This is a genomic window from Kitasatospora sp. NPDC018619 (assembly GCF_044391605.1).
Taxonomy (GTDB): Bacteria; Actinomycetota; Actinomycetes; order Streptomycetales; family Streptomycetaceae; genus Kitasatospora.
This window is the reverse complement of the sequence record NZ_JBISAI010000006.1, coordinates 91821-115877: the sequence shown is the minus strand read 5'-3', so window position 1 is coordinate 115877 and position 24057 is coordinate 91821. Positions and strand designations below refer to the sequence as shown.

At 74.7% G+C, this 24057-nt stretch carries 18 protein-coding genes and 3 tRNA genes; 1 reads left to right on the top strand and 20 read right to left on the bottom strand.

The features are described from left to right. Positions 1-379 precede the first annotated feature (379 nt). The 11 genes from leuS to ACH5AR_RS11345 all read right to left on the bottom strand — a co-directional run bounded on the left by leuS (position 380) and on the right by ACH5AR_RS11345 (position 10500). Positions 380-3268, bottom strand: coding sequence for a leucine--tRNA ligase (gene leuS, locus ACH5AR_RS11395; RefSeq protein ID WP_396301131.1), 2889 nt, complete (start codon positions 3266-3268; stop codon positions 380-382). 377 nt (positions 3269-3645) lie between these two features. After that, a complete protein-coding gene (locus ACH5AR_RS11390) occupies positions 3646-4944 on the bottom strand; it encodes a hypothetical protein (protein WP_396301130.1) in 1299 nt (432 codons plus the stop codon). Positions 4945-5043: 99 nt separating this feature from the next. Further along, positions 5044-5116 (bottom strand) — tRNA-Ala (locus ACH5AR_RS11385). Between the two features lie 397 nt (positions 5117-5513). Next, positions 5514-5586: transfer RNA gene (locus ACH5AR_RS11380), tRNA-Ala, on the bottom strand. Between the two features lie 44 nt (positions 5587-5630). Beyond that, positions 5631-5703: transfer RNA gene (locus ACH5AR_RS11375), tRNA-Ala, on the bottom strand. Positions 5704-6004: 301 nt separating this feature from the next. Continuing rightward, positions 6005-6655: a histidine phosphatase family protein gene (locus ACH5AR_RS11370; protein WP_396301362.1), complete on the bottom strand. Its 651-nt coding sequence runs from the start codon at positions 6653-6655 to the stop codon at positions 6005-6007. Then, positions 6652-7110: a ribosome silencing factor gene (rsfS, locus tag ACH5AR_RS11365; protein ID WP_396301129.1), complete on the bottom strand. Its 459-nt coding sequence runs from the start codon at positions 7108-7110 to the stop codon at positions 6652-6654. The genes ACH5AR_RS11370 and rsfS overlap by 4 nt, the downstream gene beginning before the upstream one ends. A gap of 227 nt (positions 7111-7337) precedes the next feature. Further along, positions 7338-9236, bottom strand: a complete 1899-nt coding sequence (locus ACH5AR_RS11360; protein ID WP_396301128.1) for an LCP family protein — start codon at positions 9234-9236, stop codon at positions 7338-7340. Positions 9237-9250: 14 nt separating this feature from the next. Next, positions 9251-9883, bottom strand: coding sequence for a nicotinate-nucleotide adenylyltransferase (gene nadD, locus ACH5AR_RS11355; RefSeq protein ID WP_396301127.1), 633 nt, complete (start codon positions 9881-9883; stop codon positions 9251-9253). 123 nt (positions 9884-10006) lie between these two features. Continuing rightward, positions 10007-10162, bottom strand: a complete 156-nt coding sequence (locus tag ACH5AR_RS11350) for a hypothetical protein (protein ID WP_181970583.1) — start codon at positions 10160-10162, stop codon at positions 10007-10009. Between the two features lie 191 nt (positions 10163-10353). After that, on the bottom strand, positions 10354-10500 hold the full coding sequence (locus ACH5AR_RS11345; RefSeq protein ID WP_188295498.1) for a hypothetical protein: 147 nt from the start codon (positions 10498-10500) through the stop codon (positions 10354-10356). 315 nt (positions 10501-10815) lie between these two features. Between ACH5AR_RS11345 and ACH5AR_RS11340 the strand changes: the two genes are divergently transcribed. After that, positions 10816-11892 (top strand): M48 family metallopeptidase, encoded by a 1077-nt coding sequence (locus ACH5AR_RS11340; RefSeq protein WP_396301126.1) that lies wholly within the window; start codon positions 10816-10818, stop codon positions 11890-11892. A 224-nt stretch (positions 11893-12116) separates the two neighbouring features. Here ACH5AR_RS11340 and ACH5AR_RS11335 read toward each other — a convergent pair whose 3' ends face one another. From ACH5AR_RS11335 to ACH5AR_RS11295, 9 genes are all read right to left on the bottom strand, one after another. Then, the gene (locus ACH5AR_RS11335) at positions 12117-13178 is read right to left on the bottom strand and encodes a hypothetical protein (protein ID WP_396301125.1); all 1062 of its coding nucleotides are present in this window, start codon (positions 13176-13178) and stop codon (positions 12117-12119) included. A gap of 109 nt (positions 13179-13287) precedes the next feature. Then, the gene (locus ACH5AR_RS11330) at positions 13288-13872 is read right to left on the bottom strand and encodes a hypothetical protein (protein ID WP_396301124.1); all 585 of its coding nucleotides are present in this window, start codon (positions 13870-13872) and stop codon (positions 13288-13290) included. An 89-nt stretch (positions 13873-13961) separates the two neighbouring features. Further along, positions 13962-15284, bottom strand: coding sequence for a glutamate-5-semialdehyde dehydrogenase (locus ACH5AR_RS11325; protein WP_396301123.1), 1323 nt, complete (start codon positions 15282-15284; stop codon positions 13962-13964). 151 nt (positions 15285-15435) lie between these two features. Beyond that, on the bottom strand, positions 15436-15960 hold the full coding sequence (locus ACH5AR_RS11320; RefSeq protein ID WP_396301122.1) for a hypothetical protein: 525 nt from the start codon (positions 15958-15960) through the stop codon (positions 15436-15438). A 198-nt stretch (positions 15961-16158) separates the two neighbouring features. Further along, positions 16159-17295: a glutamate 5-kinase gene (proB, locus tag ACH5AR_RS11315; protein ID WP_396301121.1), complete on the bottom strand. Its 1137-nt coding sequence runs from the start codon at positions 17293-17295 to the stop codon at positions 16159-16161. 229 nt (positions 17296-17524) lie between these two features. Beyond that, positions 17525-19003, bottom strand: a complete 1479-nt coding sequence (obgE, locus tag ACH5AR_RS11310) for a GTPase ObgE (protein ID WP_396301120.1) — start codon at positions 19001-19003, stop codon at positions 17525-17527. A gap of 138 nt (positions 19004-19141) precedes the next feature. After that, positions 19142-19399 carry a 50S ribosomal protein L27 gene (rpmA, locus tag ACH5AR_RS11305; RefSeq protein WP_030058248.1) on the bottom strand — a complete coding sequence of 86 codons (258 nt, stop codon included), beginning with the start codon at positions 19397-19399 and terminating at the stop codon, positions 19142-19144. Between the two features lie 14 nt (positions 19400-19413). Beyond that, positions 19414-19731 (bottom strand): 50S ribosomal protein L21, encoded by a 318-nt coding sequence (rplU, locus tag ACH5AR_RS11300; protein ID WP_045696828.1) that lies wholly within the window; start codon positions 19729-19731, stop codon positions 19414-19416. Positions 19732-19959: 228 nt separating this feature from the next. After that, entirely contained in the window at positions 19960-23676 is a 3717-nt protein-coding gene (locus tag ACH5AR_RS11295; protein WP_396301119.1) for a ribonuclease E/G, read from the bottom strand. Positions 23677-24057 lie beyond the last annotated feature (381 nt).

Sequence of the window (24057 nt, the reverse complement as noted above, 5' to 3'; positions counted from 1 at the left end):
CGTCGTTCCGGCCCCCACCGGGCCCAACGCGGGCCGCATCGCCGAGGGTTCCACGGTAGCCGCCGGATCCCGTCCCGGGGCGGCCCGAGCGCCCCTCGCGGCCGGAGATCAGGGTCAGATCCGGGATCACCCCGAGGGCCCCCGACCACCCTGGAAGCCCCCCGCAAGCGCCGTGCAAACGCCGCCCCCGGCGAGCGCCGCCCCGCACGCCCCCGGCCCCGCCCGGCCCCGCCCGGCCCCGCCCCCGGCCCCGTCGAGCGCAGCCCCCCGCGCCCCGAACGCCCGCTACACCACCCCCGCCCGGACAAAACGCCGGGCGGGCGCCCCGCAGGACGCCCGCCCGTTCACCGCCGCGACTCCCGCCGCAGCCGCACCCGGCTCAGCCGGTGACGATGTTCACCAGCTTCGGCGCCCGCGCGATGACCTTCCGCACCTCGGCCCCGCCGATGGCCGCGACGACCGCCGGCTCGGCCAGCGCCAGCGCCTCCAGCTCGGCGTCCGAGATGCCCGGCGACACCTCCAGCCGCGCCTTGACCTTGCCCTTGATCTGGACGACGCAGGTCACCGTCTCGTCCACCACGTACGCCGGGTCGGCGACCGGGTAGTCGGCGTGCGCCAACGACTCGCCGTGGCCCAGTCGGCGCCACAGCTCCTCGGCGACGTGCGGGGCCAGCGGCGCGACCATCAGGACCAGCTGCTCGGCCACGGAGCGCGGCGTGGAGCCGCGCTTGACCAGGTAGTTGTTCAGCTCGATGGCCTTGGCGACGGCGGTGTTGAACCGCAGCCCGGCCATGTCCCCGCGGATGCCGTCGATGGTCTTGTGCAGGGCGCGCAGCGTCGCCTCGTCCGGCTCCTCCTCGGTGACGACCAGCTCGCCGGTGGTCTCCGAGACGATGTTGCGCCACAGGCGCTGCAGGAAGCGGTACGAGCCGACGACGGCGCGGGTGTCCCACGGGCGGGAGACGTCCAGCGGGCCCATCGACATCTCGTACAGGCGCAGCGTGTCGGCGCCGTACTCGTCGGCGATGTCGTCCGGCGCGACGGCGTTCTTCAGGGACTTGCCCATCTTCCCGGCCTCGCGCTTGACCGGCTCGCCCTGCCAGAAGTACCGGCCGTCGCGCTCCTCGACCTCGGCGGCGGGCACCGGGAAGCCGCGCTCGTCGCGGTAGACGTCGGCGGTGATCATGCCCTGGTTGAACAGCTTGTGGAACGGCTCGACGGACGAGACGTGGCCCAGGTCGTGCAGCACCTTGTGCCAGAAGCGCGCGTACAGCAGGTGCAGCACGGCGTGCTCGGCACCGCCGACGTACAGGTCGGCGCCGCCGGCCGGCTTGGTCTCCGTCGGGCCCAGCCAGTACGCCTCGTTGGCCGGGTCGACGACCTTCGCGGAGTTCGACGGGTCGACGTAGCGCAGCTCGTACCAGCAGGAGCCGGCCCAGTTGGGCATGGTGTTGGTCTCGCGGCGGTACTTCCTGACCCCGTCGCCCAGGTCCAGTTCGACGTTGACCCAGGCCTCGTTGCGCGACAGCGGGGTCTCCGGCGAGGAGGCGGCGTCGTACGCGTCGTAGGTGCGCGGCGAGTAGTCGTCGACCTCGGGGACCTCGACCGGCAGCATCGACTCGGGCAGCGCGTGCATCACGCCGTCCTCGTCGTAGACGATCGGGAAGGGTTCACCCCAGTACCGCTGGCGGCTGAACAGCCAGTCGCGCAGGCGGTAGTTGACGGTGCCCTCGCCGATGCCGCGCTCGCTCAGCCAGGCGGTGGCGGCGGCCTTGGCCTCGACGACGCTCAGCCCGTCCAGCGACAGGTCGCCCTCGGGGCGGGCGGAGTTGACGATGACGGAGTCGTAGGTGTCGAAGGCGTCGTCCCACTCGGCCGGGTCCGGGCCGCGCCCGTCGGTGGGCTCGACGACGCAGCGCATCGGCAGCGCGAAGGCGCGGGCGAAGGCGAAGTCGCGGTGGTCGTGGGCGGGGACGGCCATGATGGCGCCGGTGCCGTAGCCCATCAGCACGTAGTCGGCGATGAACACCGGGACGGGCTCGCCGCTGACCGGGTTGACGGCGTAGGCGCCGGTGAAGACACCGGTCTTGACCTTGGCGTCGACCTGCCGCTCGACGTCCGACTTGGCGGCGGCCGCGGCGCGGTAGGCGGCGACGGCCTCGGCGGGGGTGGCGGCGCCGCCCGTCCACTCGGCGGGCACGCCCTCGGGCCAGGCGGCGGGGACGATGGTGTCGACCAGGCCGTGCTCGGGGGCCAGCACCATGTAGGTGGCGCCGAACAGGGTGTCGGGGCGGGTGGTGAAGACGGTGATCTTCTCGTCGCCGGGGGCCGCGAAGTCGACCCGGGCGCCCTCGGAGCGCCCGATCCAGTTGCGCTGCTGCAGCTTGATGGCCTCGGGCCAGTCCAGCAGGTCCAGGTCCTCGATCAGCCGGTCCGAGTACGCGGTGATGCGCATCATCCACTGGCGCAGGTTGGACTTGAACACCGGGAAGTTGCCGCGCTCGGAGCGGCCGTCCGCGGTGACCTCCTCGTTGGCCAGCACGGTTCCCAGGCCGGGGCACCAGTTGACGGGCACCTCCTTGGCGTAGGCCAGCCGGTACTCGCCCAGGACCTCGTCGCGCTCGGCGGCGGTCAGCCCGGCCCAGTCGCGCCCGCCGGGCAGCTCGCGCGCACCGGACTCGAACTCGGCGACCAGCTCGGCGATCGGACGGGCCTTGCGGGCGTCCGCGTCGTACCAGGAGTCGAAGATCTGCAGGAAGATCCACTGGGTCCAGCGGTAGTACTCCGGGTCGATCGTGGAGATCGAGCGGCGCGGGTCGTGGCCCAGGCCCAGCCGGCGCAGCTGCTGGCGCATGTTGGCGATGTTGGCCTCGGTGGAGACCCGCGGGTGGGTGCCGGTCTGCACCGCGTACTGCTCGGCGGGCAGGCCGAAGGCGTCGTAGCCCAGCGTGTGCAGCACGTTGTGGCCGGTCATCCGCTGGTAGCGGGCGAAGACGTCGGTGGCGATGTAGCCCAGCGGGTGGCCGACGTGCAGGCCCGCGCCCGAGGGGTAGGGGAACATGTCCATGATGAAGCTGTGCGGCTTCGCGGCGACGTCGCCGGCCGCCGGGTCGGCCAGCGCGCCGGTGGGGTTGGGGGCCTGGAAGGTGCCCTCCTTCTCCCAGATGTCCTGCCAGCGGGACTCGATCTCGGCCGCCAGCGCAGCGCTGTACCGGAACGGCTCGGTCGCGGTCTCGGCCGCGCCGGACGCAGGGGTCGTCTCGCTCATGGTCCTTCAAGCTCCATCGATGTCGGTTGGCGAACCGCACAGGCGGCCGGACCGTGGACCCGGCCCGGGACGGGGGCGGGGGGCGGAAAACAAAAAATCCCCTCGCAGGAGGGGACGCCACGCCGACTCCGGCACCGCCCGAGGGCTCAGCCGGTCCTGGTCAGCGCGGCCGGCTAAGGAGCAGGCGCACGGTTCGCATGGGCTCAGGGTACCGCAAGCGGCTCGACGGGCCACGGGGTACACCGCGGGGCGGGGGCCGGGGCCGCCCGACACCCGCCCGGGGCGCCCCCACCCGCCCGGCACCAGTCCCGCAGCCCCGGGCCGCGGCCCGCCCGGCACCAGCCCCGGGCCCGGCCCGCACCGCAGCCCCGCCCGCCCTACCGCGCCGCCCCCGCCCGCCCCGCCGCGTCGAACTCCCGCAGCGCCTTCGCCAGCCGCTCCGACTGCATCCCGGCCGCGAGCGAGCGCGCCAGCGAGGCGGTGCGGGCCGCCTCCCGCTGGTCGCCGAGCCTGCGGTGGGCCTCGGCGAGGCGCACCATCAGCAGCGCCTTGGTCCGCGCCCGTCCCGGCCCGAGCCCGGCCACGGCCTCGGCGAGCAGCACCTTGGCCAACCGGTGCTGGCCGAGCGCCAGCCGCCCCTCCCCCACCATCCCGGAGAGCGAGGCCCGGGCCTCCTCGGCGCCCGGCAGGCCGTCCAGCTCGGCGAAGGCGCGGGCGGCGGCGGCCTCGGCCCGTTCGGCCTCGCCCCGGCGGCCGTACGCGCGGGCGAGCCTGCCGTACTGGCGGGCCCGGGCGGTGGGGCCGAGCGCGGCGGCGTGGGTGTCCAGGGCGGTCGCGAGCGCGGAGACGGCGTCCAGCCCGCGTCCACCGGCGCCCTGGGTGGCGAGCACGGCCAGCGCGCCGAGCACCGCGACCCCGAGCCGGGGGTCGCCGCTGACGTGGGCGGCGCGCAGGGCGGCGACGAAGGCGCGCTGGGCGGCCGCGTCGTGGCCGAGGTCGTACGCGGCCCAGCCGGCCAGCCGGGCGAGCCTGCTGGCGGTGCCGTAGAGCTCGCGGCCGAGCCGTTCGTCGTACGCGCCCAGCTCCAGCAGCTTGGCCAGCATGGCGAGTTCGGCACGGACGGGGCCGAGGACGAGGCCGCCGCCGCAGGCCCGTTCGAGCTTCTGCTTGCTGCGGTACGACAGGCCGAGCTCGCCGGCCAGCCCGGGCTCGACGCGCAGTGCGCCCTCCCCGCCGCCGACCGGCGGAGGCGGGGAGTCGAGGCGGGCGGCGGCCTGGTCGAGGTCGGCGCTGCGGAACAGGTCGGTCAGGCGCACCGGGCCGGCGTCGGTGGCGGCCTCGCGCAGCGCGGTCTGGGCGGTGTCGGCCGTCCACGGATCGGTGAGCAGCCGGGGCGAGAGGATCTTGGCGCCGCGGTGGCCGCCCATCCGGCCCCAGAGCTGCTCGTAGGTGACGGCGATGCCGAGGGTGCGGCTGAGCACCTCGCAGACCGCCTGGTCGTGCGGGCTACGCGGCACCATGCCGCGGTCGCGCCACTTGTACGGGGCGGTGGAGCTGATGGCGAGGCCCGGCGGCAGGGCGAGGCTCACCTCGCGGGCGAGCCGTTCCGGACTCCAGCCGAGCTGGTGGAGTATCCGGGCCAGTTCCTCGTTCCGCCTTCGCTCCAGATCGGCCATGGCACGACGGTAGCGGGATTCCGGGCGGTGCGACCCGGCGGCGCGGGCAGAACGGCCAAGAGCCGCCTCCCGTTTCCGGAAGGCGGCTCTCGACTGCTGTGGAGCTATGGGGAATTGAACCCCAGACCTCTTGCATGCCATGCAAGCGCTCTACCAACTGAGCTATAGCCCCTTGACCTGCGATGTCACCGTGGTTCCCGGCTTGTTTCCGGCCGTTTCCCTCGGCGACATCGACTACTTTACACGGTCCGGGGCGTGCTCCTGAAATCCGTTCCCCGGGGCCCGCGCCGCACGCCCGGGCGCGCACCTTCCCCCGGGGCGCGCGGCGGTCGGCACACACCGGCCCCACGCCCCTCGACCACCGCCCCGCCACCGACCCACGGCCACCCGCCTCCACCCCGCCGCCCACCGACCCGCCGCGCACCGACCCGCCCCCACCGCCGCCACCGGCCGACCCCCGCAGGCCCCGCAGGCCCCGCAGCCCCCGCAGCCCGGCCGAATCGCCGAAGGACTGCCGCCGAAACGCCGGAAGGCCGCCACCCCTTGGGTGACGGCCTTCCGAACTGCTGTGGAGCTATGGGGAATTGAACCCCAGACCTCTTGCATGCCATGCAAGCGCTCTACCAACTGAGCTATAGCCCCGCGACACTGACGACCCTGGCTTGCCCACGACCGCCGATGCGGAGTGGAGCTATGGGGAATTGAACCCCAGACCTCTTGCATGCCATGCAAGCGCTCTACCAACTGAGCTATAGCCCCGCACTCACCGGATCTCCCGCTTCCCTTCCGGGCCGCGTTCCTTCCCTGCGAACGAGGAAGACTCTAGCTGGTCAGGGCCGGAACTGCGAAATCCGCCCCGGCCGGCCCCCGGCGACGGCCCGCGGGCCACCTCCCCGGGCCGGCTCGCCGAGCCGCCTCCGAGCCGCTCGCCGGCCCCGGCCGAGGGCCCTGAGGGCCCCCGGCGCCGCCGCCCGAGCCGTGCGGCGGCGGACCAGGCGGATCAAGCGGTTCAGGTGGATCGAGCGGTTCAGTCGGTCAGGCGGTCAGCCTGTCAGCCGGATCAGGTGTCGTCGCCGATGACCGGCTGCGGGAGCGTGCCCGCGTTGTGCTCCAGCAGGCGCCAGCCGCGCGCGCCCAGACCGAGCACCGACCAGCAGCAGTTGGACAGCCCGCCGAAGCGCTCCCACTGGGCCGGCTCCAGGTCGAGCAGCCGCCCGAGCATGGTGCGGATCGTCCCGCCGTGGCTGACCACCACCAGCGTGCCGTTCTCCGGCAGCTTGCCGACGGCCTCCAGGACCACCGGCACCGAGCGGTCGGCGACCTCGGTGGCCAGCTCGCCGTCGCCGCCGCGCCGCACCGGCTCGCCGGCCGCCCAGGCCTCGTACTCCGCCGGGAAGCGCTCGCGGATCTCGGCGTTGGTCAGCCCCTGCCAGGAGCCCGCGAAGGTCTCCCGCAGGCCCTCGTGGTGCTGCACGTCGAGCCCGGTGACCTCGGCCAGCTCCGCGGCGGTGCGCCGGGCGCGCCGGAGGTCCGAGGAGATCAGCAGGTCGGGACGGAGCCCGGAGAGCAGCCGGGCCGCCCGCTGGGCCTGGAGGACGCCCTGGCCGGTCAGCTCGATGTCCGTACTGCCCTGGAAGCGCGATTCGAGGTTCCAGGAGGTCTGGCCGTGCCGCCAGAAGACGATGCGCGGGCCGCGCGCACCCCGGCTCAGTGCAGCTCCTCGGGCTTGCCGAAGTCGTCGGCGGGGGCGACGGCGTTGCCGGCCTCGTCGGTGTGCGCGTCCGGGCGGTTGCGCGACTCGAGGGCGTCGGCGGGCAGCGGCAGCTCGGGGCAGTCCTTCCAGAGGCGGTCCAGCGAGTAGAAGGAGCGCTCCTCGGAGTGCTGGACGTGCACGACGATGTCCAGGTAGTCGAGCAGGATCCAGCGGCCCTCGCGCTCGCCCTCGCGGCGGACCGGCTTGATGTCGAGCTGCTCGCGCAGCCGGTCCTCGATCTCCTCGGCGATCGAGCGGACCTGGCGGTCGTTGTTCGCGGAGGCGATCAGGAAGGCGTCGGTGATCGACAGCACCTCGCTGACGTCGAACGCGATGATGTTGTGCGCGAGCTTGTCGGCCGCCGCCTGCGCGGCGACGGTGATGAGCTGCTGGCTGTGGTCGGTGACGGTCACGGTGTTCTTCCGGCTCGGCGGCTTGGGGCGCCCCGGCGCGCGGCCGGGGTCGCCTTCCAGGATCTCACGCCGCCCGGGCGGGCCCGGAACCGGTTTTTCCGGGCGCGCGCCGGGCCGCACGGGGTCGCCGCACCACCGTTCCCGCACCGCCCCCGGGCCCGCCGCACCGCCGCCCCCGGGCCCGCCGCACCGCCGTTCCCGGCCAGCGCGGGCCGGGAACGGCGTGCCTACGGGTTCTTCGGCAGCTGGTAGTCCTTGCCGAGCACGACCAGCAGGTCCGCGTTCTGGGTGTCGCCGGTCACCTTCTTCACCGCCGTGTCCGGGAGGCCGAGGCTGGTCGCCAGCGACTTCGCCGCGCCCTGCCGGGCGTCGTCGGTGTAGCGGATCTCACTGGTGGCCTGCGGGGCGCCCTTGGCTCCGCCCGGGATGAAGGTCAGGCCGGCGTTGACGATCTGGACCTGCGCGGCGGCGGCCGACGCGTCGTTGCCGCTGGCGTCCTGGAGCGCGACCCTGGCCGGGGCGTCGCCGGCGGCCGCGGCCTTCACGGTGCCGCCCAGCACGTCCTTGACCTGCTTGCCCGCCGTCGCCTCGTCCAGGCCGCCGTCCGGCTTGACGGTCAGCGCGGTGGTGCCGAAGTGGCCGTCCTTCGCCTGCTGGGCGAGCTGGGCGAGCACCCCGGCGAGGGCGTCCTCGGGCAGCGAGGGGTCGAGCACCGCGTTCATCCGGTGCACGTCGTCCTTGGCCTCCTTGAAGTCGGTCGGCATGGTGCGCACCACCGCGTCCATGACCTGGCCGAACCGGGCCAGCTGGGCGTCCCGGTTCTCACCCGGCGCCTGCCAGGTGGCGTACGCGACCGCCGCCTTCCCGCTGAGCAGGGTGTTCTTCCCGGCCGCGGACAGCAGCTTGCCGTCCGGCTTGTTGCCCTCGTGGGTCTCGGCGTTGGTGTCCACCCGGACGCCGCCGAGCTGGGAGACGAGCAGTTCCAGGTACGGGGTGTCCAGCCGCCAGGTGCCGGCCACCGGGGCGCCGAGCACGGTGGACAGGCCATCGCGGGTCGCCGAGGCGCCGATGCCGTCCATGGACTGGCCGACCGTGGTGACCGGCGGGTCGCCCGGGCCGGGCAGCCGCAGGTTGTCGGGCAGCAGCAGGACCGTGCCCTTCTTCCCGGAGGCGTCGTTGACCAGCAGCGCGCTGGTCACCTTGCCCTGGAGGTCGCGCAGGTGGACGACGTTGACCTGGCGCCCGCCGGCGGCGGCGGCCGCGCTGGGCTTGTCCCCGCTGAGGAAGAGGTACCCGCCGGCGCCGGCGGCCGCGAGCGCCACCACCGCGCCGAGGCCGATCAGCCGGTTGCGCAGCTTGCGGCGGCGCTCGGCGCGCACCTCGCTGCGCGACTCGGCGAACTTCAGCCAGTCGATGACGTCCTCGGTCTCCTCCGCCGCCTCGTCGACGAAGGTGAACTCGCCCGTGGGGTAGGAGTCCTTGGGGGCCTTGCCGCCGGCCTTCCCGGCCTTCCCGGTGCGCGCCCCGGCGACCTGCTCCGACGGCGGCCCGGCCTTGGCCGGTGCGGGCTCCGCGGCGGGCCGGGGCACCCGCGGACGGGCCGGCGCGGCGGCCTCGGCGGCGGCCGGTGCCTGCGCCGCCGCCTGCGGCTCGGCGACGACCGGCTCCGCGACGCCCGGCTCGGCGACGGCCGGGGCGGCGGCCTGGTACGGCTGCTGCTGGTACCCCTGGTAGCCCTGCTGCTGGTAGCCGTACGGGTCCTGCCCGTACACCGGCTGCCCGTACTGGTCGTACTGCTGGTCGTACGGCTGGTCGTACGGCTGCTGCCCGTACGACTGCTGCTGCGGGAACTGCCCGCCCTGCTGGTACCCGTCGTACCCCGGCCGGCCCTGCGGCTGGTGGCCGTACGAGCCCTGCCCGTACACCGACGGCCCGGGCTGGTCGTACGGACCGGGCTGCTCGTACTGCTCGTACTGCTCGTACTGACGGTCGTACTGCTGCTGCCCGTACGGCTGCTGCTGCGGCTCGGGCTGCTGCGCCTGCGGCTGCTGGTAGTCCTGGTACGGCTGCTGGTACTGCCCGGTGGACCAGTCCTCCGGCCGCCGGCCGTCACTGCGATCAGTCATGCACCGCTCCCGGATCAGTCCCCGCGGGGCGCGTACAGCGCCCGCTTGTCGATGTAGCGGACCACGCCGTCCGGGACGAGGTACCAGACCGGCTCGCCCTGGGCGACCCGGTTGCGGCAGTCCGTGGAGGAGATGGCCAGCGCCGGGACCTCCACCAGGGAGACCCCGCCCACCGGGAGCCCGGCGTCCGACAGGGTGTGCCCCGGGCGGGTGCACCCGATGAAGTGGGCCAGCGAGAAGAGCTCGTCGGAGTCGCGCCAGGACAGGATCTGGGCGAGCGCGTCGGCGCCGGTGATGAAGAAGAGGTCGGCGTCCGGGTGCAGGGCGTGCAGGTCGCGCAGGGTGTCGACGGTGTACGTCGGGCCCTCGCGGTCGATGTCGATCCGGCTGACCGAGAACTGCGGGTTCTCGGCGGTGGCGATGACCGTCATCAGGTAGCGGTCCTCGGCCGGGGTGACGTGCCGGTCGCTCTTCTGCCACGGCTGCCCGGTCGGCACGAAGATCACTTCGTCCAGGTGGAACGCGCTCGCGACCTCACTGGCGGCGACGAGGTGGCCGTGGTGGATCGGGTCGAAGGTGCCGCCCATCACGCCGAGGCGCTTCTTCACCGGTTCCGGTCCGCCGGGAATCCCGGCCTGCTCTCCCATGCCGCCACACCTTACGCGACGCCCGTTACGGTGCGGGAACGGCCGGGTGGGGGTTCCCCGCAGATGCGTGAGGGAGCGGCCGGCCGGCGGCCGGACGCTCCCCGAGCGGCCCCAGGACCGGGCTCAGCGGTCCCGGTTGAAGCGGGTGGTGATGAAGAGCAGGACCAGCAGGATGACCAGCGCGGCGCCACCGGTCAGGGCCGGGTTCAGACTGTCGTGGTTGCCCCCCTCGCCCTCGGCGAGGAGGTTCAGAACGGGGAGTGCGGCAGCAGTGCTCATGGTCGGCGGGACCTTCTCGGCTCGGTGAACGGACCTGGGGGGTTGTTCGGGCCGGTGAGGGCCCACCCGTCATCGTACGGGGGGTTACAGCGCAACCGCTCGGCGGCCCACCGCCGCTGACCGGGCGTGAGCACGGGCCGGGGAGCGGGCCCGGGAACCGGCCGTGACCGGCCGCCGCCCGTCGGCGGGTCCTAGTTGTTCTTGAAGGCGCGGGCCATGATCCAGACCAGCAGGCCGATGCCCACGAAGGACGCGACCACGATGATCCGCAGGAACAGGCCCGGGCCGGACTCGTCGGAGATGGGCGCGGCCAGGCTGACAAGCGTGTCGGTGGACATCTGCGGGTGCTCCTCGTACTGCTCGGTACCGCGGCCGGGTCCGGTCTCGGTCGTCCTCGCCTCAGGGTAGACCGGCTTCACACCGGCGCCGCCCACCGGCCCCGCCGACGCTCCGCCCCGTCCGGCCCGGGCCCGCGGCACGCACCGGCCGACGGCCCGGCCGACGCCCCCGCCCGCCGGGGCTGACCGCGCGTACGCTGGCCCCGGGGACGAGTACGCAACCACGCGCGTTGCACAGACAGTCGTTGCAGGCGAAGACCAGCGGGGGGCGGGCCAGCGGGCCGCAGCCGCCGTCGACCAGGAGGTACTCAGACCATGACCGTCACCACCGAGAAGGCCCCGAGCCGTCGCCGCGAGCGCTTCCCCGGGATCTCCACCCGGGCCTGGGAGCACCCGGCGGACCGCTCGGCCCTGGTCGCCCTGCGCAGGCTGACCGGCTTCGACGACATCCTGAAGAAGCTCGCCGGCCTGGTCTCCGAGCGGGCGGTCCGGCTGATGTTCCTGGCCACCGCCGTGAAGACCTCCGAGCGGCAGTTCCCGGAGCTGCACGGCATGGTGCGCGACGCCGCCTACGTGCTCGACCTGGAGCAGGTCCCCGACCTGTACGTCTCCCAGGACCCGGCGGTCAACGCCTTCTGCATCGGCATCGACACCCCGATCATCGTGGTCACCAGCGGCCTGGTCGAGCTGCTGGACGAGGAGGAGCTGCGCTCGGTCATCGGCCACGAGGTCGGCCACGCGATGTCCGGCCACGCCGTCTACCGGACGATGCTGATGATCCTCACCAACATCGCCACCCGGATCGCCTGGGTGCCGCTCGGCAACCTGGCGATCACCGCGATCATCACCGCGCTCAAGGAGTGGTTCCGCAAGGCGGAGCTGTCCAGCGACCGGGCCGGCCTGCTCGCCGGGCAGGACCTCCAGGCGTCCATGCGGGCCCTGATGAAGCTGGCCGGCGGCCACAACCTGGCCGAGATGAACGTCGACGCCTTCCTGGAGCAGGCCGAGGAGTACGAGAAGGCCGGCGACCTGCGCGACGGCGTGCTCAAGGTGCTCCAGCTGCTGCCCCAGACCCACCCCTTCGCGGTGGTCCGGGTCGCCCAGCTGAAGAAGTGGGCGGAGAGCGACGACTACCGCTCGATCATGGCCGGTGCCTACCCGCGCCGCTCGGACGACCCGGACACCTCGGTCACCGAGCAGTGGAAGGCCGCCGCCGAGCACTACACGACCTCGGTCAAGGAGAGCAAGGACCCGCTGATGGGCCTGCTCCGGGACGTCGCCGGCGGCGCCGCGACCGTCGGCGGCAAGCTCCGCGACACCTTCACCGGTGGCGGCGGCAACCGCAACGGCTCCTCCCCGGGCGGCGGCACCGCGGACCGCGGCGACAGCTGACCCGGCTCGTCCGCCGCGGCGGCCGGTGCCCCGCCCGGGGCGCCGGCCGCCGCGCCGCTCCCCGGCCCGGCGCGACGGACGAACGCGACGGACGAACGCGACGGGCGAAGCGGCCCCGGGCGAAGCGGCCCCGGACGGAGCGGCCACGGACGGAGCAGCCCCGGGCGAAGCGGCCACGGGCGAAGCGGCCCCGGAGGCCACGGCGAGGATCGCGGGCACGCGCCTCAGCCGCCCGCCATCACCTCGCACACCTGCCAGCCCGGCCGGGCGTGGTTGCCCGGGTCGACCGGCGCCGGCGGCGCGACGGCCGTGCCCTGCGCGGTGGCCAGCACCGGCTGGAGGAAGCCCGCCATCGGGGCGCCGCACGGCTCCGGCCCCGCCTGCACCACCGAGTCCACCAGCCGCAGCTGCCCCGCGGCCAGGTCGACCCGGTCGAACTCGAAGGTCAGCTGGCGCCGCACGGTCTCCAGGGTGACCGGCGCTCCGGCCGGGGCCCCGGCCGGCTTGAGCGCGTAGACGAAGGTGTGGTCGGTGGTGATCTGCAGCGTCCCGTCGTCCGCCTCGTCGATCCGCATCGCCCCGACCACCTTCACGGTGTCCGAGGCCAGCGCGACGTGCGCCGGGTCGAACCGGACCATCCAGCCGGTCACCGCGTGGTGCCGGTCGTCCACCGGCTGCGCCACGCTCGCGTCGAACCCGGCCTGCTCACCGGGAGTGACGAAAGCCCGTACGTCGGCGGTGCCGCCCCGGACCAGCGTGACCGGGGACAGCGAGGAGGCGACCAGGTACCGCTGGACGGTGTCGAGCGCCTTGGCCACCTCGGCCCGGTTGAAGTTTCCGGTGGCGGCCCCGGTCGGGGTGTTCAGCCCGAGCGTGCCGTCCCCGTACCCCGGCGCCAGCGCGGCGAACGGGTCGGCCGGGTCGGCGACCGGGCGGACGACCGAAGCCGGGCTCAACGCGACCAGGCTGACGGTCAGTTGGCTGCCCTCGGGCCGTACCGCCGTCCCCTTCGGCGAGCTCACCCCGAAGTACACCGCCGTCCCGAAGGCGAGCAGGACGAGCAGCAGCAGGAGCAGCGCCTGGCGCGGGACGGTGCCCAGCGGGCCGAGCCGCACCCGCGGCCGGGTGGCCCTGCCGGCGGAGCCCGCCAGCCGCTCCCGGGCGGACAGCTCCTGGATCCGGGCAGCCCGCACGAACGATTCGTCGAACACGACGGACCGGAATTCGTCCTCGTTGCCGGCACCGCCCTCGGGCGCACCCTCAGGAGGCTCTCGCGGGTCACCCACACCACCAGGGTAGGCGGACACCGGCGCCGCCACGAGGGTCCGGACGCACATTCCCGGGAACGCTCCGTGACCACCGCCCCGGGGCGCGCGCCCGCGCCCGGGCAGCGCCTCAGCCCGCCGGTGCCGTGGCCACCAGCGGGGGCTCCGCCGGTGCCTGCCCCGGCCCGACCCCGGCGCTGCTGCTGCCCGACTCGGGGCGCCGCGGCGTGCCCGAAGGGCCGCCCACGCCCTGGGAGAGCGCCGCGACCGCGACCGCCACCAGGCTCACCCCCATGATCACGGCGAGCACCCAGGCGACCGGCCGGTGCCAGCGCTGCTGGGCCACGTACCGCCCGCGGGCGCGCACCGGGTCGTCCTCGCGCCGCCACCGCCGCCGGACCCGGCGGTCGGCCGCCCGGCCCGGCCCCGACCAGGGGTCGGGGTAGAGGTGGTCCTCGTCGAGTCCGCTCGGGTACGGGCGCAGCTCCAGCGGCAGCCCGTCCCCGGCCGGGACGTCACGCCCCCAGCCCGGCCCCACGGCCTCCGGCTCGAACCGGGCCTCGGCGGCGGCGAGTTGCCGCTCCTTGGCGCTCGGCTCGTGCACGGCGGCGGACCGGACGAAGGCCTCATCGAAGACCACGGTGGCGAACTCGTCGTCCGCACCACCGTGGTCGGCGCCGTCGGGGTACGGGAAGCCCCCCACATCCTCAGCCACGGATTCAGCGTATTACCGGCCGGACGATTTGTCTGTGGCTCCCGGCAGTTGGTCCGTCACCCGTGTGACGGACGCCGTGCGCCCCGCGCTCAGCGGTCGGCCGCGCCCCCGCCCACGGTCTGCGCCGCCTCGCCCCGCACGTGCCCGTCACCAGTGACGATGTACTTGGTGCTGGTCAGCTCGGGCAGGCCCATCGGGCCGCGGGCGTGCAGCTTCTGGGTGGAGATGCCGATCTCCGCGCCGAAGCCGAACTCACCGCCGTCGGTGAAGCGGGTCGACGCGTTGACGGCCACCGTGGTGGAGTCCACCAACCGGGTGAAACGGCGGGCCGCGGCCTGCGAGGTGGTGACGATCGCCTCGGTGTGGCCCGAGGACCAGCGGCGGATGTGCGCGACGGCGGCGTCCAGCGAGGGCACCACGGCGGCGGCCAGGTCCAGCGAGAGGTACTCGGCGCCCCAGTCCTCCTCGGTGGCCGGCACCACGGTGGCCGGGCCGCCCTCGGCGGCCTTCAGCACCGCCTCGTCGCCGTGCACCGTCACCCCGGCCTCGGCGAGCGCCGCCAGCGCGAGCGGCAGGAAGGCGTCCGCGACGTCCCGGTGGACCAGCAGCGTCTCGGCGGCGTTGCAGACGCTGACCCGCTGCGCCTTGGAGTTCAGCAGGATCCCGACGGCCATCGCCAGGTCGGTCTCGGCGTCCACGTAGACGTGGCAGTTGCCGGTGCCGGTCTCGATCACCGGGACGGTCGAGCCCTCGACCACCGTGCGGATCAGCGAGGCGCCGCCGCGCGGGATCAGCACGTCCACGTAGCCGCGGGCGCGCATCAGCTCCTGCACCGAGTCCCGGCTCTCCCCCGGTACCAGCTGGACGGCGTCGGCGGGCAGCCCGGCCGCGGCGACGGCGTCGCGCACCACCGCGACCAGCGCGGTGTTGGAGCGGTAGGCCGAGGCGGAGCCGCGCAGCAGCACCGCGTTGCCGGACTTGAGGCAGAGCGCGGCGGCGTCCGCGGTGACGTTCGGGCGGGCCTCGTAAATGATGCCGACGACACCGAGCGGCACCCGGACCTGCCGCACGTCCAGGCCGTTGGGCAGGGTGTAGCCGCGCACCACCTCGCCGACCGGGTCGGGCAGGCCGGCCACGTCGCGCACGTCGGAGGCGATCGCGGCGATCCGCTCGTCGGTCAGGGTCAGCCGGTCGATCACCGACTCGGCCGTACCGGCCTCCCGGGCCCGCGCCACGTCCTCGGCGTTGGCCGCGACGATCTCCGCGCTGCGGGCCACCAGCGCGTCGGCGACCGCCAGCAGCGCGGCGTCCTTCGCGCCGCGCGGCAGCGGGGCGAGCACGGCGGCGGCCTCCCGGGCTCGGCGCGCTACGGCGAGGACGGGGCTGTCGGCGGGGGCGAGATCGCTGGTCATGCCGCCAAGGGTAGCGACTGCCCCTGCCCCGGCCGGCGGCGTTTCGCCCGGTGAGACGCCGCCGCGACGGGCGCTCGGCCGCACGGGGCGTACGGGGCGTACGCGCCCGCGCGGGCCGCGAAGGGGCTCCGCGACCGCCCGGCGCCGGGGCTCAGTACGGGTGCACGCCGCCCAGGTGCGGTGGCGGATCGCCGAAGCCCTCCGCCACCCGCTTGTGGTACGTCGCCCGGTCGACGACCTCCAGCCCGACGATCTCCCACGGCGGCAGGTTCGCGGTGACCTTGTGCTCGCCCCACAGCCGCAGCGCGATCGCCGCCGCGTCGTGCAGGTCCCGGGCCTGCTCCCAGTAGCGGATCTCGGCGTGGTCGGCCGCGTAGCGGGCGGTCAGGAAGAACGAGTGGTCGTGCGCCAGCTGCTCCAGGGAGGCGCGCAGCGAGGACAGCGGGGTGACCTGCCCGGCCACGCTCAGCACCACGTGCCACAGCCGCGCCTGCTCGGGCACGGTGGGCGGCTGCCCCGCCCGGTCGCGTTCGGGCCGCAGCCTGCGCACCCCGCCGGGCCCCTGCGGCGGCGGACCGGACGGCTCGGCGGGGCCGTCCCCGCGTCCGCCGTCGATGCTGGTCAGCCGCCGGCCCGCCGTCCCTGCGGTCAGCGCTGCCTCGCGCCTGCGTTCCACCGGCGGCCTCCTGTTCGGCGATGTCCTGTCGTCCCCACCGGCCCCGCCGGCCCTCGGCCGACCGGTACGGCTGCGTCCCTCCCCGCCCGTGGCCGGGCCGCTCCCGGTAGGGAGCGGCCCGCCGTCCGCGCTGCGCCGATCGGCTGGGCGGCCGGTGCCGGCCCGCCGAGCCGGCACCGGGCCGGGCGGGCGGGCCGGTCAGCCGTGCAGAACGACCAGGTCGTCGCGGTGGACGACCTCGCGCTCGTACGCGGCGCCGAACTCCTGGGCCAGGTCGCGGGTGGACCGGCCGAGCAGGCGGGGCAACTCCCTCGCATCAAAGTTGACCAGTCCGCGAGCCACGATGTGGCCGTTTTCGGCAAGAAGGTCCACCGGATCACCCGCGGCGAAGTCGCCGTCGACCCTGGTGACCCCGGCCGGCAGCAGCGAGGCGCCGCCGGAGACGACCGCCCGGACGGCGCCCTCGTCCAGGTGCAGCGTGCCGCGCGGGCTGCTCGCGTGGGCCAGCCAGAGCAAGCGGTCGGAGGTCCGGCTGCCGGTGCGCAGGAAGAGCGTGCCGGTGGGCCGGCCGGCGAGCGCGTCGGCGGCCTGGCTGGCGGCGGTGAGCACCACGGGGATGCCCGCGCCGGTGGCGATCCGGGCCGCCTCGACCTTGGTGACCATGCCGCCGGTGCCGACCCCGGCCTTGCCGGCGCTGCCGATCTCGATGCCGTCGAGGTCCTGCGGGCCGCGCACTTCGGCGATCCGGCTGGTGCCGGGGCGGGACGGGTCGCCGTCGTACAGGCCGTCCACGTCGGAGAGCAGCACCAGCAGGTCGGCCCGGACCAGGTGGGCCACCAGGGCGGCGAGCCGGTCGTTGTCGCCGAACTTGATTTCGGCGGTGGCGACGGTGTCGTTCTCGTTGACGATCGGCATCGCGCCCATCGCCAGCAGCTGGTCCAGGGTGCGGTAGGCGTTGCGGTAGTGGGCGCGCCGGCTGGCGTCCTCGGCGGTGAGCAGCACCTGGCCGACCCGGATGCCGTACCGGGCGAAGGAGGCGGTGTAGCGGGCGACCAGCAGGCCCTGGCCGACGCTGGCGGCGGCCTGCTGGCGGGCCAGGTCCTTGGGCCGCCGGTCCAGGCCGAGCGGGGCGAGCCCGGCGGCGATGGCGCCGGAGGAGACGAGCACGACCTCCGGTGCCTCGGGGCGGGCGCGCAGCTTGGCGAGCGCGTCCACCAGGGCGTCGACGCGGTCGGCGTCCAGGCCGCCGGCCGCCGTGGTCAGGGAGGAGGAGCCGACCTTGACGACGATCCGCCGCGCGGTCAGCACCTCCTCCCGCAGGGAGTCCTCGCTCATCTCGCTGTACGCCCTTCCGGTGTGGTGCGGGTGCGACGGGCCCTGCCCGGCCGCCGTCACCCCCGAAATCTACGCGATCCGCGCAGGTCACCCGCCGGGTGTTCCACCCGCTGGACCGCGGTCCGCCGCGCGCACCGCCACGGCGGGCCGCGGTGGCGCCCCGCCGGCTCCGGACACGCGGACGGCCCCGCCACCTCGGCGGGTGGCGGGGCCGTCGGGGCGGGGGCGGTCAGTGGTCCTCGTCGTCGCCCTCGATGGCGGCCGGGCGGCCGCTGGAGAGCGCCTCGAAGGCGAGGAACTCGGCCTCGGCCGCGTCCCGGCCCTTCTGCTTCTCGCGGCGGCGGTCGACGGCCGGACGCGGGGTCTCGAGGCGGTGGTCCTCACCACGGCGGCCGAGCATCTCGGCACCGGCGGCCATGGTCGGCTCCCAGTCGAAGACGACGGCGTTCTCGTCCGGGCCGATGATGACGGTGTCGCCCTCGTGCGCCCCGACCTTCCAGAGCTCCTGCTCGACGCCCAGCCGGGCCAGCCGGTCGGCGAGGTAGCCGACGGCCTCGTCGTTCGCGAAGTCGGTCTGGCGGACCCAGCGCTCCGGCTTGACGCCGCGGATGCGGTAGGCGCCGTCCTCCTCGGTGAGGGTGAAGCCCGCGTCGTCGACGGCCTTGGGCCGCAGCACGATCCGGGTGGACTCCTCGGCCGGCTTGGCGGCGCGCGCCTCGGCGACGATCCCGGCCATCGCGAAGCTCAGCTCGCGCAGGCCCTTGCGGGAGGCGGCGGAGACCTCGAACACCCGGTAGCCGCGCTCCTCCAGGGAGGCGCGGGTCAGGTCGGCGATGTCCTGGCCGTCCGGGACGTCCACCTTGTTGAGCGCGACCAGGCGCGGGCGGTCGTCCAGGCCGCCGTACTCGGCGAGTTCGGCCTCGATGGTCTCCAGGTCGGTCAGCGGGTCGCGGCCGGGCTCCAGGGTGGCGCAGTCCAGCACGTGCACCAGCACCGAACAGCGCTCCACGTGGCGCAGGAACTCCAGGCCCAGGCCGCGGCCCTGGCTGGCGCCCGGGATCAGGCCGGGCACGTCGGCGATGGTGTAGACGGTGTCGCCCGCGGTGACCACGCCGAGGTTGGGGATCAGGGTGGTGAACGGGTAGTCCGCGATCTTGGGCTTGGCGGCGGAGAGCACCGAGATCAGCGAGGACTTGCCGGCGCTCGGGTAGCCGACCAGGGCCACGTCGGCGACGGACTTGAGCTCCATGACGATGTCACGGGCCTCGCCGGGCTCGCCGAGCAGCGCGAAGCCGGGCGCCTTGCGGCGGGCCGAGGCCAGCGCGGCGTTGCCGAGGCCGCCGCGGCCGCCCTGGGCGGCGACGAAGCTGGTGCCGTGCCCGACGAGGTCGGCCAGCACGTTGCCCTTGCGGTCCAGCACCACGGTGCCGTCCGGCACCAGCAGGACGAGGTCCTCGCCGTCCGCGCCGGTGCGGTGGCCGCCCGCGCCCGGCTTGCCGTTGGTGGCCTTGCGCTTGGGCGAGTGGTGGTACTCGAGCAGGGTGGTGACCTGCGAGTCCACGGTGAGGATGACGCTGCCGCCCTCACCGCCGTTGCCGCCGTCCGGGCCGCCGAGCGGCTTGAACTTCTCGCGGTGCACGGAGGCGCAGCCGTGGCCCCCGTTACCCGCGGCGACATGAAGTTCGACGCGGTCCACGAAGGTGGTCATGGGTGTGCCTCCAGTGCGAGAGTCTGCTTGCTACCTGCGTAAAGCGCGAAGGGTGGACCGGAGAATTCCGGCCCACCCTTCACTGTGAGTCCTCTGACGACCCGGCGGGTCGGCTCAGACTCGGGAGTCCTCGCGGACTCAGGCCTCGACGGCCACGATGTTGACGACCTTGCGGCCGCGACGGTTGCCGAACTGCACCGCACCGGCGGTCAGCGCGAACAGGGTGTCGTCGCCACCGCGGCCGACACCGGCACCCGGGTGGAAGTGGGTGCCGCGCTGGCGGACGAGGATCTCGCCGGCGGAGACGACCTGGCCACCGAAGCGCTTCACGCCGAGGCGCTGGGCGTTCGAGTCACGGCCGTTACGAGTAGAGCTTGCGCCCTTCTTGTGTGCCATTTTTCGCTATCCCCTTACTTGCTGACCGAGTCGATGCTCGTGATGCGCACCGCGGTGTGCTGCTGACGGTGACCCTGGCGACGGCGGTAGCCGGTCTTGTTCTTGTAACGCAGGATGACGATCTTGTCACCCTTGGTCTGGTCGACCACCTCGGCGTGAGCCTTCACGCCGGCCAGGACCCACGGGTCGGAGGTGACGGCGTCACCGTCGACGACCAGGATGGTCGAGAGCTCGACCGAGTCACCCGGCTTGGCCTCGATGCGGTCGATCTCCAGCACGTCGCCCACGGCGACCTTGTGCTGGCGGCCGCCTGCGCGAACGATCGCGTACATGCGGTACCTGCTTTCCTTGCTCGGTCGGAACCCCCGACGCCAGCCACCTGGGTACGGACACAGGAGCCTCTTCCCGGCCCTCCGCGCGAACGCGGCGACCCCGGGAAGGTGATGTGCTCGGGAGCATGGCGTAGACACGCCGATGGTCAAGAATACGGACCGGCCGCCCGGGGGGCAAACCGGCCCGTACGGCCCGGGGCGGAAACGCTCCCGCCCCGGGCGTGGGCACTACTCGGACGCCGTATCACCCTCGGCGGCCGCGGCCTTCTTGGCCGCCGCGCTCGTCCGCTTGGTCGCGGTCTTGCGGGCGGTGGTCTTCTTCGCCGCCGTGGCGGTGGTCTTCTTCGCGGCGGTCTTCTTCGCGGCCGTCTTGGTGGCCGTCTTCTTGGCGGCCGTCTTGCGGGCGGCCCGCTTCTTCGGCGCCGGCGCCTCCTCGGCCTCGGCCGCGGACTCGGCCTCGGCGGCCTCCGGAGCCTCGGGGGTCCCGGCGGCGGCCTCCGGAGCCTCGGCGGCCTCAGCGGCTTCGACGGCTTCGACGGCTTCGGCAGCTTCGACGGCCTCCGGGGCCTCGGCTCCGACCGCGGCCCGGGCCGCCGCCACCGGCTCGCCCGGCGCCTCGGCGACCGCCTCCGCGGCGGCCTCGGCGACCGCGGGGGCGGCGGCCTCCAGGGCCGCCTCCAGCGCCGCCTCGGCCTTGGCCTGGAGCACCACGATCTCGGCGCTGTCCGGGGAGCCGGCCGGAGCCGTCGCCTTGCGCACCGCGCGGCGGCGCGGACGGCCCGCCGGAGCGGCGGCCGGGGCCTCGGCCGCGGGGGCGGCCTCGACCACCGGGGCCGCCTCGGCCCGTACGGCCTCCTCGGCCTGCGCCTCGACGCCCGGGACCTCCAGGGCCAGCTGGCCCTCGATCTCCTCGCGCACCGTCTCGGCCGCTTCGGCCGCCTCGGCGAGGGCCTCCGCCTGCTCGGACAGGACGGTCACCGCGGCCTCGACGGCCTGCGGCTCCTCGTGGCCCGCGCCGCCCTTGCCGCGGCGCCGGCGCTTGCCGCCGCCCGCGCCGGCCTCGCCCGCCGCCACGGGGGCGTGGACGTGGGCGCTCGGCTGCTCCATGTGGACGATCACGCCGCGGCCGTTGCAGTGCACGCACGGCTCGGAGAAGGACTCCAGCAGGCCCTGGCCGACCCGCTTGCGGGTCATCTGGACCAGGCCCAGCGAGGTGACCTCGGCCACCTGGTGCTTGGTGCGGTCCCGGCCCAGGCACTCCAGCAGACGGCGCAGCACCAGGTCGCGGTTGGACTCCAGCACCATGTCGATGAAGTCGATCACGATGATGCCGCCGAGGTCGCGCAGCCGCAGCTGGCGCACGATCTCCTCGGCCGCCTCGATGTTGTTCCGGGTGACCGTCTCCTCCAGGTTGCCGCCCTGGCCGACGAACTTCCCGGTGTTGACGTCGATGACGACCATCGCCTCGGTGCGGTCGATCACCAGCGAGCCGCCGCTGGGCAGCCAGACCTTGCGGTCCAGCGCCTTCATCAGCTGCTCGTCGATCCGGTAGGTGGCGAAGACGTCCACCTCGGAGGTCCACCGCTGGAGCCGCTCGGCGAGGTCCGGGGCCACGTTGGAGACGTACTCGTGGATGGTCTTCCACGCCTCGTCGCCGGAGACGATGACCTTGCTGAAGTCCTCGTTGAAGATGTCGCGGACGACCCGGACGGTCATGTCCGGCTCGCCGTACAGCAGCGCCGGGGCGTTGCCGCTCGCGGCCTTCTTCTGGATGTCCTCCCACTGCTGCTGGAGGCGCTGGACGTCGCGGGTCAGCTCCTCCTCGGAGGCGCCCTCGGCCGCGGTGCGCACGATGACGCCCGCGTCGTCCGGGACGATCTTCTTGAGGATCTGCTTCAGGCGGGCGCGCTCGTTCTCGGGCAGCTTGCGCGAGATGCCGGTCATCGAGCCCTCGGGCACGTACACCAGGTAGCGGCCGGGCAGCGAGATCTGGCTGGTCAGGCGGGCGCCCTTGTGGCCGATCGGGTCCTTGGAGACCTGCACCAGCACGGACTGGCCGGACTTCAGCACCGACTCGATCCGGCGCGGGCCGCCGTGGCCGCCCAGCGCGCCGAAGTTGACCTCGCCGGCGTACAGCACCGCGTTGCGGCCCTTGCCGATGTCGACGAAGGCGGCCTCCATCGACGGCAGCACGTTCTGGACCTTGCCCAGGTAGACGTTGCCGACGTACGAGGTGGCCTGCTCCTTGTTGACGTAGTGCTCGACCAGCACGCCGTCCTCGAGGACGCCGATCTGGGTCCGCTGGCCGCTCTGGCGCACCACCATGACGCGCTCGACCGACTCGCGGCGGGCCAGGAACTCGGCCTCGGTGATGATCGGCACCCGGCGGCGGCCCAGCTCGCGGCCCTCGCGGCGGCGCTGCTTCTTGGCCTCCAGACGGGTCGAGCCCTTGATGGACTGCACCTCGTCCGGGTCGAAGGACGGCTCGGTGGAGCGGCGGCGCGGCTCGCGCACCTTCACCACCGTGCGGACGCCGTCCTCGGTGGTCTCGGAGGTCTCGACGGCACCGGTCTCACCGCTGCGGCGGCGACGGCGACGGCGGCGGCGCGACGAGGACAGGCCGGCGGCCAGGTCGTCGTCCTCGTCGTCCTCCTCCTCGGCGGCGGCCTCGACCGGCGCCTCGGCGGCGGGCTGCTCGGTCTCGACGGCCTCGGCGGCCTCGAACTCCTCGGCCTCGCCACGGCGCCGGCGGCGGCCGCCCCGGCGGCGACGGCGCGACGGACGGCCGTCCTCCCACTCGTCCTCGGCCTCCGGGCCGGCGGCGGGGGCGGCCACGGCGGGCGCCTCGACGACCGGGGCCTCGACGACGGGCGCGGCGGCCTGCGCCTTGGCCGGCGCCTTCGCCGGCGCCTGGGCGGCCGGCTTGCGGCGGTTCGGCTCGACCCGGGTGCGGACCCGGCGGCGACGGCCGACACCGCTGTACTCGAACTCGTCGTCCTCGGCCGGCTCGGCCGCGGCCGGGGCCTCGGCCTGCACCGCGGCGGCGGGCTGCTGGGGGGCGGCGGCCTGCTGCGCGGCCGGCGCGACGAAGGCGGCCGGCTCCTGGAACACCGGGGCCTGGAAGACGGCGGTGGCCGGGCGGACGGCGCGGCGGCGCACCCGGTGCGGCGGCTCGGCCTCGGCGGCGGGCTTCTCGGCGGGCCGCTGCGCGGCGGCGGGCTGCTCGGCCTGCGGCTCCTGCGCCTGCGGCTGCTCGTCCTGCGCCTGCTCGTCCTGCGGCTCCTCGGCGGCGGGCTCCTCCACCGGGGCCTCGACGACCGGGGCGGCCTCGACCACCCGACGGCGGCGGGGACGGCGGGCCGGAGCCTCGGGGGCCTCCTCGGCCACCGGCTCGGCGACGGGGGCGGCCACGGCGGGGGCCTCGGCGGCGGGGGTCTCGGCCTCGGTCGCGGGGGTGCCGACGGGCGCCTCGGCGCGCTTGCGGGTCCGGCGGGCGCGGGCCGGCTTCTCGGCCGTCTCGGCCGTCTCGGCCGTGTCCGCCTTCTCGGCCTTCTCGGCCTTCGGGGCCTTCTCGGCCTTCGCGGCGGCCTCGGCCGCCGGGGCCTCGACGCCCTCCGGCGCGGTCACCACGATCGCGGTGGCCTCCGGCGCCCCGGCCGGGGCCTCGGCGCGCTTGCGGGTCCGGCGGGCCCGGACCGGCTTCTCCTCGGCCGGCTCGGCCGCCGGCGCCTCGGCCGGCGCCGGGGCGGTCACGGTCGCCGGCGCCTCGGCCGGCAGGACCGTCTCGGCCGCGTCGGCGGCCGCGCCCTGCGGGGCGCCCGCCGGGCGGGACACCGCGCGGCGACGGCGGCGCGGCGGCGCGGCGGACGCGCCCTCACCACCGGTCGCGGCGGTTTCGTTCTGTTCCGTGGCCGCAGTCTGCTGCGGATCGGTGTTATCGAGCATGCGGGTGGATCTCCCGTCAGGCCCCCGGGCTCCGCATCCGGGCACGGCACGGCACCGCTGGGCGGTCGGCATCGCGACGATGCCGGGACCGGACCCTTGGACGGTGCCGCCGCGCGGACGCGAGGCCGCACAGGGGCTCGTAGTCTCGCTCGGCGCCCCGCACACGGCGGGGTGTCGAAAGTCTTCTGGTCTGACCAGTCTTCTGAGGTTTTCCCAAGCTGAGCCGTCCCCCAACCCCGGGTGGCTCCCGGACGGGGTCCCGGACCGGCCGACCTTCCTGGTCGGCAGGCCCCGGTGACAGGCCTGCGCTGCGACGACGCTCGCTCCCCTGGGGAGCCGCGGGAACCCTGGAGGACCGTCGGGTCCAGTGAGTCACTGGAC

What these genes read in the sequence shown, in the direction of transcription:
- leuS (WP_396301131.1), bottom strand. Translation starts at nt 3,268, where the DNA reads ATGAGCGAGACGACCCCTGCGTCCGGCGCGGCCGAGACCGCGACCGAG.
- ACH5AR_RS11390 (WP_396301130.1), bottom strand. Translation starts at nt 4,944, where the DNA reads ATGGCCGATCTGGAGCGAAGGCGGAACGAGGAACTGGCCCGGATACTC.
- ACH5AR_RS11360 (WP_396301128.1), bottom strand. Translation starts at nt 9,236, where the DNA reads ATGACTGATCGCAGTGACGGCCGGCGGCCGGAGGACTGGTCCACCGGG.
- nadD (WP_396301127.1), bottom strand. Translation starts at nt 9,883, where the DNA reads ATGGGAGAGCAGGCCGGGATTCCCGGCGGACCGGAACCGGTGAAGAAG.
- ACH5AR_RS11350 (WP_181970583.1), bottom strand. Translation starts at nt 10,162, where the DNA reads ATGAGCACTGCTGCCGCACTCCCCGTTCTGAACCTCCTCGCCGAGGGC.
- ACH5AR_RS11345 (WP_188295498.1), bottom strand. Translation starts at nt 10,500, where the DNA reads ATGTCCACCGACACGCTTGTCAGCCTGGCCGCGCCCATCTCCGACGAG.
- ACH5AR_RS11340 (WP_396301126.1), top strand. Translation starts at nt 10,816, where the DNA reads ATGACCGTCACCACCGAGAAGGCCCCGAGCCGTCGCCGCGAGCGCTTC.
- ACH5AR_RS11325 (WP_396301123.1), bottom strand. Translation starts at nt 15,284, where the DNA reads ATGACCAGCGATCTCGCCCCCGCCGACAGCCCCGTCCTCGCCGTAGCG.
- proB (WP_396301121.1), bottom strand. Translation starts at nt 17,295, where the DNA reads ATGAGCGAGGACTCCCTGCGGGAGGAGGTGCTGACCGCGCGGCGGATC.
- obgE (WP_396301120.1), bottom strand. Translation starts at nt 19,003, where the DNA reads ATGACCACCTTCGTGGACCGCGTCGAACTTCATGTCGCCGCGGGTAAC.
- rpmA (WP_030058248.1), bottom strand. Translation starts at nt 19,399, where the DNA reads ATGGCACACAAGAAGGGCGCAAGCTCTACTCGTAACGGCCGTGACTCG.
- rplU (WP_045696828.1), bottom strand. Translation starts at nt 19,731, where the DNA reads ATGTACGCGATCGTTCGCGCAGGCGGCCGCCAGCACAAGGTCGCCGTG.
- ACH5AR_RS11295 (WP_396301119.1), bottom strand. Translation starts at nt 23,676, where the DNA reads ATGCTCGATAACACCGATCCGCAGCAGACTGCGGCCACGGAACAGAAC.